The 15,007-nt window shown below is 71.8% G+C and carries 15 protein-coding genes; 10 read left to right on the forward strand and 5 right to left on the reverse strand.

What is annotated here, in order from left to right; all coding sequences use genetic code 11:
* Position 1: 1 nt before the first annotated feature.
* A complete protein-coding gene (locus OG625_RS17105; RefSeq protein WP_329381360.1) occupies positions 2-1,183 on the reverse strand; it encodes a S8 family peptidase in 1,182 nt (393 codons plus the stop codon).
* A 406-nt stretch (positions 1,184-1,589) separates the two neighbouring features.
* On the opposite strand from OG625_RS17105, the gene OG625_RS17110 reads away from it, so the two are divergent.
* Positions 1,590-1,850, forward strand: coding sequence for a protease inhibitor I9 family protein (locus OG625_RS17110; RefSeq protein WP_329381362.1), 261 nt, complete (start codon positions 1,590-1,592; stop codon positions 1,848-1,850).
* A gap of 215 nt (positions 1,851-2,065) precedes the next feature.
* On the opposite strand, the gene OG625_RS17115 is transcribed toward OG625_RS17110, so the two are convergent.
* Positions 2,066-2,917 (reverse strand): GNAT family N-acetyltransferase, encoded by an 852-nt coding sequence (locus tag OG625_RS17115; protein ID WP_329381365.1) that lies wholly within the window; start codon positions 2,915-2,917, stop codon positions 2,066-2,068.
* A gap of 296 nt (positions 2,918-3,213) precedes the next feature.
* Here OG625_RS17115 and OG625_RS17120 point away from each other — a divergent pair, with 296 nt between their 5' ends.
* Positions 3,214-3,606 (forward strand): VOC family protein, encoded by a 393-nt coding sequence (locus tag OG625_RS17120; protein ID WP_329381368.1) that lies wholly within the window; start codon positions 3,214-3,216, stop codon positions 3,604-3,606.
* Between the two features lie 176 nt (positions 3,607-3,782).
* Positions 3,783-5,144: a sensor histidine kinase gene (locus OG625_RS17125; RefSeq protein ID WP_329381371.1), complete on the forward strand. Its 1,362-nt coding sequence runs from the start codon at positions 3,783-3,785 to the stop codon at positions 5,142-5,144.
* Here the strand turns inward: OG625_RS17125 and OG625_RS17130 are convergent.
* The 3 genes from OG625_RS17130 to OG625_RS17140 form a co-directional block, all read right to left on the reverse strand.
* Positions 5,074-5,679 carry a response regulator transcription factor gene (locus OG625_RS17130; protein ID WP_329381374.1) on the reverse strand — a complete coding sequence of 202 codons (606 nt, stop codon included), beginning with the start codon at positions 5,677-5,679 and terminating at the stop codon, positions 5,074-5,076. The two genes, OG625_RS17125 and OG625_RS17130, sit on opposite strands and share 71 nt — an antisense overlap.
* Before the next feature lie 67 nt (positions 5,680-5,746).
* Positions 5,747-6,511, reverse strand: coding sequence for an ABC transporter permease (locus OG625_RS17135; RefSeq protein WP_329381377.1), 765 nt, complete (start codon positions 6,509-6,511; stop codon positions 5,747-5,749).
* The gene (locus OG625_RS17140) at positions 6,508-7,530 is read right to left on the reverse strand and encodes an ABC transporter ATP-binding protein (RefSeq protein WP_443067729.1); all 1,023 of its coding nucleotides are present in this window, start codon (positions 7,528-7,530) and stop codon (positions 6,508-6,510) included. Before OG625_RS17140 ends, OG625_RS17135 begins: the two co-directional genes overlap by 4 nt.
* A 234-nt stretch (positions 7,531-7,764) precedes the next feature.
* On the opposite strand from OG625_RS17140, the gene OG625_RS17145 reads away from it, so the two are divergent.
* From OG625_RS17145 to OG625_RS17175, 7 genes are all read left to right on the forward strand, one after another.
* The gene (locus OG625_RS17145; RefSeq protein WP_329381383.1) at positions 7,765-7,962 is read left to right on the forward strand and encodes a hypothetical protein; all 198 of its coding nucleotides are present in this window, start codon (positions 7,765-7,767) and stop codon (positions 7,960-7,962) included.
* Between the two features lie 47 nt (positions 7,963-8,009).
* On the forward strand, positions 8,010-8,222 hold the full coding sequence (locus OG625_RS17150) for a hypothetical protein (RefSeq protein WP_329381386.1): 213 nt from the start codon (positions 8,010-8,012) through the stop codon (positions 8,220-8,222).
* A 101-nt stretch (positions 8,223-8,323) separates the two neighbouring features.
* On the forward strand, positions 8,324-10,276 hold the full coding sequence (locus tag OG625_RS17155; RefSeq protein WP_329381389.1) for an alpha/beta fold hydrolase: 1,953 nt from the start codon (positions 8,324-8,326) through the stop codon (positions 10,274-10,276).
* Positions 10,273-10,866, forward strand: a complete 594-nt coding sequence (locus OG625_RS17160; RefSeq protein WP_329381391.1) for a hypothetical protein — start codon at positions 10,273-10,275, stop codon at positions 10,864-10,866. The genes OG625_RS17155 and OG625_RS17160 overlap by 4 nt, the downstream gene beginning before the upstream one ends.
* Before the next feature lie 91 nt (positions 10,867-10,957).
* Positions 10,958-11,725: a class I SAM-dependent methyltransferase gene (locus tag OG625_RS17165; protein ID WP_329381394.1), complete on the forward strand. Its 768-nt coding sequence runs from the start codon at positions 10,958-10,960 to the stop codon at positions 11,723-11,725.
* Entirely contained in the window at positions 11,722-13,464 is a 1,743-nt protein-coding gene (locus tag OG625_RS17170) for an ABC transporter ATP-binding protein (RefSeq protein WP_329381397.1), read from the forward strand. Before OG625_RS17165 ends, OG625_RS17170 begins: the two co-directional genes overlap by 4 nt.
* On the forward strand, positions 13,461-14,948 hold the full coding sequence (locus tag OG625_RS17175) for a phytoene desaturase family protein (protein ID WP_329381400.1): 1,488 nt from the start codon (positions 13,461-13,463) through the stop codon (positions 14,946-14,948). Before OG625_RS17170 ends, OG625_RS17175 begins: the two co-directional genes overlap by 4 nt.
* Positions 14,949-15,007 lie beyond the last annotated feature (59 nt).

The raw sequence follows: 15,007 nt of genomic DNA on the forward strand, positions 1-15,007 counted from the left end.
GTCAGATGCCGTTGGTGAACAGCAGCTGGTTCGGGCTGCCCTTGCTGATGCTGTGCAGGACGTCCTTCGTGGACTCGCTGTCCAGCCACTCGTTGAGCTCCGCCGGGTCCGCGCTCGGGTGTGCCTGCTTGTAGAGGACGGCGACTCCGGCGACGTGCGGTGCGGCCATCGACGTGCCGTCGAGGGCCACGCTGCCGCCGCCGAGCTTCGCGGAGACGATGGCCGCACCCGGCGCGTAGAGGGAGACGCAGGTGCCGTAGTTGGAGAAGGAGGTCTCCTCGTCCCACTGGTTGGTTGCGGCGACGGTGAGCACGCGGGCCGCCGACGCGGGCGAGATGTTGCAGGCGTCGACGGCGGAGTTGCCCGCCGCGATGACCGGCAGCACACCCGCGTCTGACACGGCGGTCGCCGCGTTGTTGACCGCGGCCGACCGGTCCCCGCCCAGGGAGCCGTTCATGACGGCCGGCTGCTTGGCGTTCTTCGCCACCCAGTCCATGCCCGCGATGATCCCCGACCACGTGCCCTTGCCGTCACAGCCGAGCACGCGGACGCTGACCAGGCTCGCCTTCCGCGCCACGCCGTACGTCGCGCCGCCGACCGTGCCCGCGACGTGCGTGCCGTGGCCCTGGCAGTCCTTGCCGTTGCGGCCGTCACCGATCGCGTCGTAGCCGAAGGTGGCCCGGCCTCCGAACTCGGTGTGGTCGTAATCGATGCCGGTGTCGAGGATGTACGCGGTCACCCCCGCGCCGTTGCCCTCGGTGGTGAAGCTCTGGTCCAGGGGCAGTGTCTTCTGGTCGATCCGGTCCTGGCCCCAGGAGTTCGACGGGGCCCGCAGCGAACCCGTCGAGGTCGGCATCGGCACGGACTGGACCGAGGCGTCCTCCTCGACCGACTCCACCCCCAGGCTGTTGCGGACGATCGTCAGCTGGAGCGGGGTCAGTGGTACCGCGAAGCCGCTCATCGCCGAGGTGTAGACGAACGAGGGCTTCAGGCCCATCTTCTGCGCGACCTTCGCCGCTTCCTGGCCCTTCTCCAGGGTCACGATGTACTTCCCCGGCACCGGATTGGCCGCCTTGAGAAGCGGGGCCGGGGTCGGCTCGGGCGCGGCGGCGGAGGCCGTACCGGCCGCGACCGGGGTGACGGCGAGGAGGGCGGCGGTGGCCAGACGTGCGAGCAGGCGCATGAAGGGAACTCCCTGACGGGGTGGCGGTCGGCATGGGTGAGCCGCCCCCGGCGTCGGCAGGTGCCCGCGCGGGTGCGGCCATGCCTTCCATCGGGTGCCACCCCGGCGCGGCTTGAACGACCGGCACCGCCTGGCCGATCAGCCGCCACGCCAGCCGCAGAAAGGGTTGGCCCCTGTGCCGCCCCGGCTCGTACGGTCACGGCCGCCCGGCCAAGATCACCCGTACGGCCCGCCACCACCTCAGGGGCGCACGGCGGGTGCGCTCCCCGTGCCCCCGCCACACCCCCGGGCCTCTTTGACCGGCCGCACCACAGGTGGTCACCTCACCGCATGCGCACCCGCCTGAGCCGAGCCCTGACCGTGGCAGCCGCCGTACTGGCCGCCGCCACACCCGCCCTGCCCGCCCATGCCGCCGACCACGAACCGGCCCCCCGCGTCCCGGGCGGCAGCCGACCACCCCACGTACATCGTCACCGTCCGCCGCGGCCTCGACCCGGCCCACATCGCGCAGGCCTACGGCATCACCCCGGTACACGTCTTCCGCACCGCGATGAACGGCTTCGCCGCCCCGCTCTCCCCCGAGCAGGTCGAGGCCCTGCGGGCGACGGTGCTCGTGGAGTCGGTCGAGGAGGACGGCGAGGGGTCCTCCCTCGGCGCCGCCGGCTGAGCGGCCACCCGCCGGTCCGGACGGGGCCGGGTGTGTGTCGGGGCGTCCCCGCAGGGCGTCGAACGCAACCACCCTCGGCCCACCGACCCCCCGACACGTTCGACGCCCGAGGAGACGCCCCGGCGCGCGCCCGGACCCGGCCGGGCCGGCAACCCCCGACCCCGCCCCGCCCCGGCACAGCCCGCCCGGCCCGGCCCGAAAGCAGCAGCAGCCGCCTAGAGCTCGATCGAGCGGTTCTCGATCAGAACGGCGAAGCCCGCGCTGTCGTACAGGCTCATCGCGACCTCGTTGCCGCCCATGACGTTGAACATCATCACCTCGTCGCCGCCCTGCCGGGTGGCCCACCCCCCGACGGCCATCGCGGCCCGGCCGTAGCCCTTGCCGCGGTGTTCCTCGTAGATCTCCAGTGAGAAACCGAAGGTCACGCCCGGCAGGAAGCCGTGGTTCACCCAGCCGGTGCCGACCACCACGCCGTCGGCCTCCATCGCGTAGAAGTGGTGCCCCGGGGTCTCGTACCCGTCCGGGAGGTAGCGGGCGAAGACCTCGTCGGACTTCTCCCGGGCCTGCTCCGGGGTCAGGGCCCCGGCCCTGACGACGTCCGCGATGTAGGCGGCCACCTCACCGGCGTACCAACCCGGGTACTCCTCCTCCGTGAGGCGCCGCGCCGACAGGCCCGGCGGCAGCTCGGGCTGCTCGGCCACGGCACGCATCCGGAACTGGCCCCGCACCGGATAGTCGGCGAACGCCCCCGCTCCCCCGGTCAGCCGGACCTCCACGCGCTGCGCGCCGCGCTCGGCGCACCACCGCTCGGCCCACGGGCGCCCCTGCGGCACGGTCAGGTCGTGGATCCGGCCCACGGTCACCCCGTTGTCCTCGGCCACCTGGACCGCGATCCACCCGGTGCCGTCCGTGGCCACCGTCCAGTCGTCGATTCCCTCGACCGCCTGCTCCAGCAGGGCCCGGGCCAGCGGCTCCGAGCACCCCGCGGCCCGGTACCCGGCCAGCACCCGCTCCTCGAACCCGTCTCGCCACTCGCCCTGCCCGGCCACCACCGTTATCTCGCTCATCCGCCCACCCTAGGCAGCGGCACTGCCGGAACGCCCCGCATTTAGACCGGCGTTGCCCCTGCCCATAACGGGGCGTAAGGTCAGTCGGGTGACTGCCGGGTCGGCCTTGGGCCATACACGAGCGAGGCCCCCGGCCTCTGCATGACCAGCGGGCGGGCCAGGGGCCCGCCGCACCTCTCCACGTCTTCGCGCCATACGCGCTCACGCGGCCTCGCCGCCGCCGCCCCCGGCCCCTGCCTCGCAGCCGCCGCCGGCCCCGCCCCCGCGGAACCCAAGACTTGGAGAGTCACCCCACGATGTCCGTCACCAGCGTCCAGCTCAACCACACCGTCGTCTACGCCCGAGACCGCCAGCTGTCCGCCGAGTTCATCGCCGTCGTCCTGGGCCTGACGCCCGACGCCCCGTTCGGGCCGTTCCTGCCCGTCGACCTCGGCAGCGGCGTGACGCTCGACTACTACGAGATGCGCGACGAGCCGATCCAGTCGCAGCACTACGCGTTCCTCGTACCCGACGACCAGTTCGACACGATGATCGCCCGCCTGGAGGCGCTCGCGGTCACGTACTTCGCCGACCCGGGCCACACCGATCCGGGCCGGATCAACCACCTCTTCGGCGGCCGCGGCGCGTACTTCGCGGACCCGGACGGCCACAACATGGAGATCATGACCCGGCCCTACGCCAGGCGTTGAGCCACCTCGGGGGCCCGGTCCGTCGTACGGACCGGGCCCGCCCTGGGCAGTCCAAGGAATGAGACATTTCTGGCTCGATACCTACCTACCTGCTGATTCTCAGCCGGTCCGCACCCCTCTGACGTGCTGGAATGGGTCCTTCACATGCGTGTGGGGCTCCGAGGAAGGGTGCGAGCGTGAGCAAGCGTCGGCCACTGCTGGGCTGGTGGGACCGGCGGAGCGATCCCGCACGGATCGAGCTCTACACGCGGTGGACCTTCCACTTCCTGGCCTTCAACGAGGTGCTCCTCGGCGCCGAGTCCGCCCTGTCAGAGGCGCCCGGCGCGCCCATACCCTGGCTGGCCGGGCTGATCACCCTGCACGCCGTAGCCGTCGGCGCCACCTGCTCGCGGGCCCTCGACTGGGCCCTGGACCGGCGGGCGCGGCCGGGCCGGCTGCTCGCGCTCACCCACGGCCTGACCGTGATCGGCACCCTCGCCGTGATCGGCGCCCACCTCACCGGACGCCTCGGACCGGGCGAGGGCTCGGCCGCCCTGATCGCGATCGTGCCGAGCTTCGGCATCCTGGCCGCCACCGTCAATCCCCGTTCACCCAGCCGCGTGTGCCTGATGATGTGCCTCGCGTTCCTGACGGCGGGCGCGGGCGTCTACGCCGCCACCGCCTCCGCGTCCGAGGCCTTCCAGTGCGCTTGGGTGGTCCTCTTCGGCTGCGCCGCGGCCATGCTCACCGCCCGCTTCTCCACCTGGATGCTGACCGTGGTGTGGGAGCTCGACCGGGCCCGCTCCGCCCAGGTGCGGCTCGCGGTCACCGAGGAGCGCCTGCGCTTCGCCCGCGATCTGCACGACATCATGGGCCGGAACCTCTCCGTCATCGCGCTCAAGAGCGAGCTCGCGTCCCAACTCGCCCGACGGGATGCGGTGCCGCGGGCGGTCGAGCAGATGGACGAGGTCCAGCGCATGGCGCGGGACTCCCAGCAGGAGGTGCGGGAGGTCGTGCGCGGCTACCGCAAGGTCGGGCTGCAGGGCGAACTGCTCGGCGCCTTCGCCGTACTGCGGGCCGGCGGCATCGACTGCTCGATCGAGACGGCCGTCTGCGACCAGTTGCCGCCGGCCGTGCAGAGCGTGTTCGGCTGGGTGGTCCGTGAGGGCGGTACGAACATCCTGCGCCACTCCGCCGCCACCCGTGCCTCGATCGAACTGCGCATCACCGACGACGGCCGGAACGCACGGCTGAGCCTGACCAACGACGGCGCCCGACCCGGGCCCGGCCGAGCCGACGGAGCCGACGGAGCCGACCGATCAGACGGCCCGGACGGAGCGGACGGAGCCGGCAGCGGATCCGGGCTGGCCGGCCTGCGCGAGCGCCTCGCCTCCCTCGGCGGTTCCCTCCACGCGGAGCACGGCCCGGACGGCACCTTCCTCCTGGAGGCCGAGGTGCCGCTGAACGGGCCCAAGGAGCCCGCGGACCTCAGATCCAGCCGCGCTCCCGGGCCAGGTGAACGGCCTGGTAGCGATTGCTCGCACCCAGTTTTGTCGTAGCGGACGAGAGGTAGTTGCGGACGGTGCCCTCGCCGAGGGCGGCCCGGTCCGCGATCTCCGCGACCGGCACCCCGTCGGCCGCCAGCGCCAGCAGGTCCGCTTCCCGGGCGGTCAGCGGCGAATCGCCCGCGCTGATCGCGTCGGCGGCCAGCTCCGGGTCGATGTGGCGGTGCCCGGCGTACACCCTGCGGATGACGTCGGCCAGTTCCTGCGCCGCGACGGACTTGGGCAGGAAGCCGTGCACCCCGGCTTCCAGGGCCCGCTTGAGATGGCCGGGCAGTCCGTGGCTGGTGACGATCAGCAGTCGGCACCCCGGCACGCTGCGCAGGATGGCCGTGGCCGCCGCGATGCCGTCCTTGCCGGGCATCTGCAGGTCGAGGACGGCCACGTCGGGCCGGTGCTCCTCGGCGGCGGTGACGGCCTCGGTGCCGGACGAGGCGGTGGCCACGATGTCGAGGTCGTCCTCAAGGCTCAGCAGCGCGGCGACGGCACCCAGGATGAGGTGCTCGTCGTCGGCCAGCAGCACGCGGATCAAGAGGGGTTCTCCTTCGATGGATTCACGGTCAGTGCGTACGTGCTCGGCTCGAACCACCCCCGAAGGGTCAGGTCCGGGTCTCCCAGCGGAACCAGCTCCGTACCGCACCTGCGGCAAGTGCGGTCCACGTCAGGAGGATCAGTACGGCCAACGCCGCCTCGCCGCCGCTCATCCCGCCCGTCCAGCCGGCCCGCACCAGGTCGATCGCCGGGGTCAGCGGCAGGAAGCGGCAGATGTCGTGGAACGCCGGGGGCAGCGCCTCCAGCGGGAAGTACGTGCCCGAGGTGAGCGGGAGCAGGAACATGCCCGGAAGCAGGGCGAGCTGGGCGCTCTCGACGGTCCGGGCCATGGCCGTGGTGGCCGCGGCCAGTACCGCCATCATCAGCGCGCCCAGCAGGATCCCGGCGAGCGCCAGATGGGGGGCGGCGGGTGCGCCGGTGCCGGCGACGAGGGAGATGAGCGTGGCGACGAGCGCGAACTGGACCAGTGCGGTGGCCGTGGCCGGGAGGGCCGAGCCGGCCAGGATCGTGGCGTCCGACATCTCGCCGGTGCGCATCCGCTTGAGCATGTGCTCCTCGCGCCGGGCCACGTAGACGCCGACGAGCGGGGCGTACAGCGCCATGGTGAGGGTCACCCCGGCGGCGGTGGAGACGAAGACCGGCCCCAGGCTCAGCCCGGCGGCCGCCATGTCCACGCGGTCGATGACCACCTTCAACCCGAGGGTGATCATGGCCGGCACGACGAGCACGTTGACGAGATTGGACTTGCTGCGCAGGAAAACGGTGAGCTCCGCCCGGCCGAGCGAAAGCAGGTGGCCAGTGTGCTGTGTCATGAGGTGCCGTGCTCCTTGTGGCCGTCGCCGGGCCCGCAGCCAGGGCCGTCGCCGGGTTCGTCGCCGGGTTCATCGCCGCCGCCGGATCGGGCGAGGTCCAGGAACACTTCGTCCAGGGAGGCGGAGCGGGCGTGCAGGTCGGTGAGTACGAGGGACCGCTCGCGGGCGGCCAACAGGACCTCGGTCGCGGTGTGCTGCAGATCGCGGGTATCGAGCCGGATCCGGCCGTCCGCCTCCTCCAGCACCTCCGTGGCGCCCAGCCGCTCGGCGTCGCCGAGGTCGGCGAAGCGGGCCCCCGGCGGCAGCCGGAAGACGAGCGTCGAGGGGCGTGAATCCCTGATCTCGGCGACCGTGCCGGCCAGGGCGATCCGGCCCGCGTGCATGATGGCGATCCGGTCCGCGAGGGCTTCGGCCTCTTCGAGGTAGTGCGTGGTCAGCACGATCGAAGTGCCCTGCCCCTGAAGCCCCTTGATGATGTCCCAGGTCTCCTGGCGGCCCTCCGGGTCCATCCCGGTGGTCGGTTCGTCGAGGAACAGCAGCTCGGGTGAGCCCAGGACGGCCAGGGCGAGATCCAGCCGTCTGCGCTCCCCGCCCGAGAGGCTCTTGACCTGGACGTCTGCCCGGCCCGTGAGTCCGGTCATGGCGAGGGCGTCGGCGACCGGCCGCGCGCCGGTGGTGCATCCGCCCCACATCCGCAGGGTCTCGCTCGCGGTGAGTTCGGATATGAACCCGCCCTCCTGCAGCATCACGCCGGTGCGCGGCCGGATCCGCGCCCGGTCGCGCACCGGGTCGTCGGAGCCGAAGAGCCGGACCGTGCCCCGGCTGGGGCGGGCCAGCCCTTCGAGGAGTTCGAGCGTCGAGGTCTTGCCCGCGCCGTTGGTTCCCAGCAGGCCGAAGACCTCGCCACGGCGGACGGAGAAGGAGACCCCGCGCACCGCATCGAAGCCGCGGCCCGCGGCCGGCCCGTAACGCCTCCAGACGTCTGTGGCAGTGATCACATCGTTCGTGACTGATTGCATTAGGCCATTCTCGCGGCCCTCCCCGAGGGACCGAAAGTGAAGTCTGTCATGACTGTGAATGATAAACCTCACAACGACATGCAGAATTCTTCACGAAAATAATAGAAAACATTCCGCTTAACCGTGTGATCCGGGTCATACACGCACCGGCATTCGCGCCCTAGATTCACCTCGTACCGCATGAAACAAGCCTCCGGCATGCGGCACAACCCTGCCGGAATAAAGGAGTAACTCATGAACAACATCGCCGCCCATTTCAACTCGATGGATCTCGGTGAAATCGGCACGACCAAGACCCACGGAAACCAGAGCCCCGTGCTCGCCACCCCGGCCACCATTGCGGTCATCGCCGGCTGGAAGGCCGTCGGCGCCTTTGCCGCCGGTGCCGGTTCCGTGGTCGGTGCTTACTCGCTCGGCCGCGCCAACGGCTGAAAACCGCCCCTCGGAATCATCCACAAACTCTGCGAAGGACATTCAAAATGACTGACGTCATCACCCGCCTGAAGGACTCCGGCCAGCTCCCCGCCACCGGGATCATGGACGCCGACGGCAGCGGCCTCACCTCCGCCGCCTACCCGGTACTGGGCACCCCGGCCGCCTTCGCCGTGCCGTTCTCGGCCAAGGCCTTCGCGGCCGGCATCGCCTTCAGCGCAGCCACCGTCGCCGCTTACGACGCGGGCGCGGGCAAGTAGTTCAGGCCACCCCTTAGCAAGGCCCCGTAACGCTTCTGCCGGGCCGGAGACGCATTCCGGCCCGGCAGAAGTCCCGGGGAGTTTACCTTGGAGATACCTCTGTGAAGCTTCCGAATCCGAAAAGGATCGCCGCCGCGGTCTTTCGGCCCATCCCGGTCACCCGGACCCGCGCCCTGGGGATGTCCGAGCGGCTCGCCGCGCTGACCGCGCTGGGGTCCTCCCTCGAATACCTCACCCAGCGGAAGCAGAACCGGCGCGGCGGGCTGAACGACTGGACCGTGCTCAAGGACTCGTACTTCGGCTCCTCGCCCTTCACCCAGAAGCTGATGAACGCGGTCAGCGGCGAGAAGACCACCGTCGCCCTGCACACCGCGCAGGCCGCCGTCAGCGCCGCCATGCTCCTGCCCGGCAACAGCCGCTGGCGGGGCGCCGGAAGCCTGTTCCTGTCCGCCACCGGAGCGCTCCTCTACCCGCGCCACCGCTACGGCACCGACGGGTCCGACCAGGTGGCGATCCTGGTGCAGGCCGCCAACGGCGCGGCCCGGCTGTCGAAGGACACCCGTACCCAGGACGCGCTCCTCTGGTACGTCGCCCTGCAGGCCAACCTGTCCTACCTGGTGTCCGGTTGGGTCAAACTGCTCGGCGAGCCCTGGCGGGACGCCTCCGCGCTCGGCGGGGTGATGCGCACGCGCACCTACGGCCACGAGCCGACGTACAAGCTCGTCAAGCGCTACCCGGTGGCGGCCAAGTACCTCACCCACGGCGTGCTGGCACTCGAATGCCTCTTCCCCCTGGCCTACCTCGCCGGCGGGCGACTGGCCCGCCCGGTCATCGCGAGCGCGGGCGCCTTCCACGTGGCGAACGGCTTCGTCATGGGCCTGGGCCGCTTCGTCACCGCCTTCACCTCCATGCACCCGATGGTCGCCTACACGTCGGCGCCCAAGTCCCATCCCGCCGTGGCCGGACGCGACGACCGGGCGCCGCTGGTCGCGGCCGCCCTCCTCGCCGGCGCCTCCGCCATCGGCGCGGCGGTCGCCGTACAGCGCAGGCTGCGCACCCGTGACGGCTGGCCGGGCTCCCGGCGGCTCACCACGCGCCACGGCAACCACCTCCAGTACGAGACCGGCGGCGGCAACGGATCCGCTCCGGTACTGGTCTTCGCGGCCGGGATGGCGTCGACCTCCGAGCACTTCGCCTGGATCACCGAGAAGATCGTCAAGGAGACGGGCTACGGGGTGCTCTCGTACGCCCGCGCCGGGTACGCCGGCAGCGACCGGGCCCGCACGGCCCCGTACGACCTCGCCGAGTCCGCCGACGACCTCGCCGACCTGGTCGAGGGCGTGGTGCCCGCGCACCGCAAGGTGGTCCTCGTCGGGCACTCGCTCGGCGGCGAGATCGCCCGCCGCGCCGCCGGCCGGCTCGGCGACCGCCTGCAGGGCATCGTCTACCTGGACTCCTCGCACCCCGACGAACTCAACCGGTCCGAGGCGCAGCGCGAATCGGGCAGCCGGCTCGGCCAGTCGCTCTCGCTGATCGTCTGGTCGCTGCGGCTGGGCATGGGCATCTTCATGGCGCACCCCGAGTGGATCGCCTCCCTTCCCCTCACCTACCGCAAGCGCGTGTTCGCCCAATACACGGACGCCCGGATGTGGGTGGCGGCCAAACGCGAATGGGACGCGGTCGAGGCCGACTTCGGCGCCTTCACGGGTCCGCTCGCGCCGGTGGCCGGCGACGCCCTGGTGATCTCCGCGCAGCGCAGTGTCGATCAGTCGCCCGAACAGCTGGAGATGCACGGCGAGATCGCCGACGCGCACCGCGCGGCGGGACGGCGGGTCGAGAGCTGGGTGGTCCCGGGCTCGGACCACGACTCGCTCCTCACGGACAGCCGGTACGCCCTCCGGGTCGCCGACCGGATCATCGAATTCGCCGCCGGCTCCCCCGTGGAAACGGAACCCGAGACCGGCTCGGACGCGCAGGCGGGCTCGGACCCGCAGACCGACTCGGACGCGCAGACCGGATCCATGGACGAATCCACCGCAGGAGCCGCCGCATGACCGCCCGAACCCTGGCCGCCCGCACACCCGGCGCCCGGGAACTGGCCGCCTCGCTGTTCACCGGCCCCGGTGCGGCGGCCCGGCTGGCCGGAGCGGCTCTCCTGGTCGCGACCGTCGCCGCCCAGCACCCCAATCCGGTGTTCAACCGGCTGCAGATCAAAGACACTTTCTCGCTGCTGCCGAACTGGCGGTTCTTCGCCCCTTCTCCGGCGATGCACGACTACCACTTCCTCTACCGCACCCTGAACGCCTCGGACGAGACGTCTCCCTGGCAGACGGTCGACGTCATCGCGGGCCGAAAGCTGCGGCAGGTCGCCTGGTTCCCCGGACGGCGTCCGGAAAAGGCCATCTTCGATGTGTGCAGCGAAATCCTGCAGTTGATGGACAAGGGATTCAACAACGGCGTCCAGTCGCCGCCGTACCGCCTGATGGCCGCGCACCTGCGGAGCCTCATCAGCGCCGAAGGACCCGCGGACGTCAAGGGATTCCAGTTCGCGCTGGCCCGGGACACGGGGTTTGACGCGACCGAAGAGCCGAGCATGATCTTCATGTCGCCCTATACACCCATGCAGACGGAGGCAGCACCGTGAGCGGGACCTCGGCCATCATTTTCGGAATCGCCATCATCATCGCACTCCTCATCCTGTTCGCCACGACCAGGAACAAGGACAAGGACGGACAATGACCGCGGTCGAAGACATCGGATACGGCGCCCAGTTCGACGGCTGGTACGACCGGATCTTCCCCAAGGACGCGCACGCGGAAGCCACCGCCCGAGCCCTCGCCGCCCTGCACCCGGATACCGCCGCGGGCACCCTCGAATTCGGGGTCGGCACCGGCCGGATCGCCGTTCCGCTCTCCCGCGAGACCGGCCCCGTCGTCGGGGTGGACTCCTCCGCCCCGATGCTGGCGGGACTCGCGGCCGAAGCCGCGGCGCAGGGCGCACCGGTCACCGGGGTGCACGCGGACGTCCGCACGTACGCCGAGGACCGGACGTACGGACTCGTCTACTGCATCTGCAGCGTCCTCGGCCTGATCACCGACCCGGACGACCAGCGCCGTACGGTCCGGCGGGCCGCCGCCCTGCTGGCCCCCGGCGGGCGGCTGGTGGTGGAGACCCACAACCGGCCTGCCGTCCACGCCCTGCACGAGGGGCGGGCGCAGGCCACCTTCTTCACCCCCTACCCGGACCCGGGCACCGGCCTGCAGAGCCACGCCGTGCTGCTGGGGCCCGACCTGTGGCAGTGCCACCAGATCTGGTTCGAGGCCGACGGCTCCACCCGGGTCGGCTCCGAGGTCGTACGCCTGCTCACCCCCGACGAGGTGGACGCGTACGCCGAGGACGCCGGGCTCACCCCCACCGCCCGCTGGTCCGACTGGAACGCCACCCCCTACGACCCGCGCTCGCCGCTGTTCGTCACCGTGTACGAGCGGGGCGCCGACGCATGAACGTCTGGCAGATCGCCAAACGGCACCGCGCCCTCCTCGCCACCGGAATCGGCCTCGGACTGCTCGGCTCGGCCGCCTCGCTGAGCCAGCCCCTGCTGCTCGGCGAGCTCATCGACGCGGTGTCCCTCGACAAGTCGCCGGTCTGGCCGATCGCCGCCCTCGGCGGACTGTTCTGCGCCGACGCACTGCTCGCCGCCTTCCACGCCTACGCCATCGGCAGGGCCGGCGAGAACATCGTGTTCGACATCCGCCGCAGCCTGGTCGGCCGACTGCTGCGCGCCGACATGGGCGCGTACTCCCGGCTCGACCACGGCGACGTCTTCACCCGCACGGTCACCGACACCTCGATCGCCAGGGTCTCGCTGTCCGGTTCCCTGGCGCAGATCGTCACCTCCGCCTTCATGGTGGCGGGCGGGATCGGGATCATGGCCTGGATCGACTGGCGGATGCTGCTGGTCACGCTCGGCTGCCTCGGCGCGGCCACGGCGGTCTCGCTGCTGCTGGCCCGCCAGGTGCGCCGGGTGTCGCTGGTCAACCGGGAGGACACCAGCGCCTTTGGTTCCGGTGTGCAGCGGGTGATGGGCGCCATGGCCACGGTGAAGGCCTCGCGCGCCGAGGATCGGGAGGCCGAGCGGATCGGCTCGCTCGCCGACCGGGCCCGCCGGTCGGGCATCCGGGTGCAGGCCCTGTCGGCGATGTTCACGCCGGCGATGAACGTCGGTACGCAGCTCTCGCTCGCCGCCGTCATCGGGTGGGGCATGACGCGGGTGGCCACCGGCACGATGGACCTCGCCGATCTGACCGCCTTCGTGATGTACCTCTTCTACCTGGTCGCGCCGCTGGTGATGCTGTTCCTGTCGATCGGGGAGTTCCAGCAGGGCCGTGCGGCCATCGACCGGGTCACCGAGCTCGGCGCCTTGGAGCAGGAGGAGCCGGCCGCTCCCGCCCCGGCCGTGCTCGCGGAGGGAACCGCCGTCGAGTTCGACCGGGTCGTCTTCGGCTACGGCGGCGGCTCCGGCATTGGCAGCGACAGCGGCTCCGGCGAACCGGCCCTGAAGGGCGCCTCGTTCACCGTGCCCGAGCGCGGGCTCACGGCAGTCGTCGGCCCTTCCGGGGCGGGCAAGACCACCCTGTTCCAGCTCGTCGAAAGGTTCCACCGGCCGGACTCCGGATCCATCCGGATCGGCGGGAAGGACATCGCCGAGATGCCGCTCGACCAGCTCAGGACCCTGGTCGGATACGTGGACCAGGACAGCGCGCTGATGCGCGGCACCATCCGCGAGAACCTCACGTACGCCCGGCCCGACGCCGACGAAGCCGCCGTCGAACGGGCGGTCCGCCTCGCCTCCCTGACCGAGGTGATCGCCGGACTGCCCCAAGGGCTGGACACCCCGCTCGGCGAGCGCGGGGCGGGCCTGTCCGGCGGCCAGCGCCAGCGGCTCGTCATCGCCCGGACCCTGCTCCAGGACCCCAAGGTGGTGCTGCTGGACGAGGCCACCGCACACCTGGACGGCGATACCGAGGCCGAGCTGCGCGAGACCATCACCGAGATCGCCCGGCACTGCGCGGTGATCGCCATAGCGCACCGCATCTCCACCGTCCGGGACGCCGACCGGATCGTGGTCCTGGAGAGCGGGCGGGTACGGGCCACCGGCACGCACGCGCGACTGCTGGCCGACGACGAGCTCTACCGGCGGATCGCCGAGCGGCAGCTGGTCACGGAAGGCGCGGGCCGGTGAGCCACTCCGACCACACCACCGGGCGGAACACCGGGCGGGATGCCGATGTGGCGATCGTGGGCACCGGGCCGAACGGGCTCGCCGCGGGCGTCACCCTGGCCCGCGCCGGACTTCGCGTGGTGCTCTACGAGGCCTCCCCGACCATCGGGGGCGGACTGCGCACCGAGTCCCTGTTCGACCCGGAGGTGTTCCACGACATCTGCGCGGCGGTCCACCCGATGGCGGCGGCCTCGCGGTTCTTCCGGGAGTTCGACCTCGCCGCGCGCGGCGTGGAACTGCTGCACCCGGAGATCTCGTACGCCCACCCGCTGGACGACGGCCGGGCCGCCCTCGCCCACCGCGACCTGGACGAGACCTGCGCCGGACTCGGACCGGACGGGGCGCGCTGGCGCCGGCTGATGCGGCCGCTGCTGGAGCGCAGCGAGGGCGTGGTCGACCTGATCCTGTCCGGTCAGCGGAGCATCCCCCGCGACCCGGCCGCGGCCGCGCTGCTGGCCGTACGGACACTGGAGCACGGCACCCGCTTCGGAGCCGCGGGATTCCGCGGGGCCGAAGCGCCGGCCCTGCTCACCGGGGTCACCGCCCATGCGCTGGGCAAGCTGCCCAGCATCGCCTCCGGCGCCGTCACCGCTTTGCTCGGGCACCTCGCGCACGGCTCCGGCTGGCCCCTGCCCCGCGGCGGAAGCGCCCGGATCGCCGAGGCGATGGCGGCGGACATCACCGCGCACGGGGGCGTCATCCACACCGGGCGGCGGATCAGCCGGCTGGCCGAACTCGGGCGTCCCCGTGCGGTGTTGCTCGACACCAGCGTCAAGGGGCTGCTGGAGCTGGCGGGTGACCGGCTGCCGTCCGGGTACACCCGGGCGCTGCGGCGCTTCCGGTACGGCCCCGGCGCCGCCAAGGTGGACTTCCTGGTCTCCGAGCCGATCCCCTGGGCTCACCCGGAGGTCGGCCGGGCGGGGACCGTGCACCTCGGCGGCACCCACGCCGAGATGGTCCACCAGGAGACCCTGACCGCGCGCGGGGTGCGAACGGACGAGCCCTTCGTCCTGCTGGTGGACCCGGCCGTCACCGACCCGAGCCGGGCACGACCGGGCCGGCGCCCGGTGTGGGCCTACGCCCACGTGCCCAACGGCGACCGGACGAACCCGGTGGGGCTGGTCCGCTCGCGGATCGAGAAGTACGCGCCGGGGTTCGGGGACACGGTGCTGGCCGCGCGCGGGATCTCGGCCGCGGACCTGGAGACGTACAACCCCAACTACGTGGGCGGTGACATCGGTTCGGGCGCGATGACGCTCACCCAGTCACTGCTCCGGCCGACCCCGCGCTTCGACCCGTACCGCACTCCGCTGCCCGGCGTCTACCTGTGCTCGGCGGCGACCCCACCCGGGCCGAGTGTGCACGGCATGTCCGGCCATCTGGCCGCGCGCTCCGCGCTGCGCCGGGAGTTCGGCATCCGCACGGCACCTTCGCTGGCCCCCTGAGCCACCGGTCACGCTTCCTTGCCCCCTCTCCCCGATCCCTCCTCTCCCCCATCCCATTC

This window comes from Streptomyces sp. NBC_01351 (assembly GCF_036237315.1).
Lineage (GTDB): Bacteria > Actinomycetota > Actinomycetes > Streptomycetales > Streptomycetaceae > Streptomyces.

Bases quoted from the DNA above. Each gene is read 5' to 3' on its own strand.
- OG625_RS17105 (WP_329381360.1), bottom strand. From the start codon at position 1,183: ATGCGCCTGCTCGCACGTCTGGCCACCGCCGCCCTCCTCGCCGTCACC.
- OG625_RS17110 (WP_329381362.1), top strand. From the start codon at position 1,590: ATGCCGCCGACCACGAACCGGCCCCCCGCGTCCCGGGCGGCAGCCGAC.
- OG625_RS17115 (WP_329381365.1), bottom strand. From the start codon at position 2,917: ATGAGCGAGATAACGGTGGTGGCCGGGCAGGGCGAGTGGCGAGACGGG.
- OG625_RS17120 (WP_329381368.1), top strand. From the start codon at position 3,214: ATGTCCGTCACCAGCGTCCAGCTCAACCACACCGTCGTCTACGCCCGA.
- OG625_RS17135 (WP_329381377.1), bottom strand. From the start codon at position 6,511: ATGACACAGCACACTGGCCACCTGCTTTCGCTCGGCCGGGCGGAGCTC.
- OG625_RS17140 (WP_443067729.1), bottom strand. From the start codon at position 7,530: ATGCAATCAGTCACGAACGATGTGATCACTGCCACAGACGTCTGGAGG.
- OG625_RS17145 (WP_329381383.1), top strand. From the start codon at position 7,765: ATGAACAACATCGCCGCCCATTTCAACTCGATGGATCTCGGTGAAATC.
- OG625_RS17150 (WP_329381386.1), top strand. From the start codon at position 8,010: ATGACTGACGTCATCACCCGCCTGAAGGACTCCGGCCAGCTCCCCGCC.
- OG625_RS17160 (WP_329381391.1), top strand. From the start codon at position 10,273: ATGACCGCCCGAACCCTGGCCGCCCGCACACCCGGCGCCCGGGAACTG.
- OG625_RS17165 (WP_329381394.1), top strand. From the start codon at position 10,958: ATGACCGCGGTCGAAGACATCGGATACGGCGCCCAGTTCGACGGCTGG.
- OG625_RS17170 (WP_329381397.1), top strand. From the start codon at position 11,722: ATGAACGTCTGGCAGATCGCCAAACGGCACCGCGCCCTCCTCGCCACC.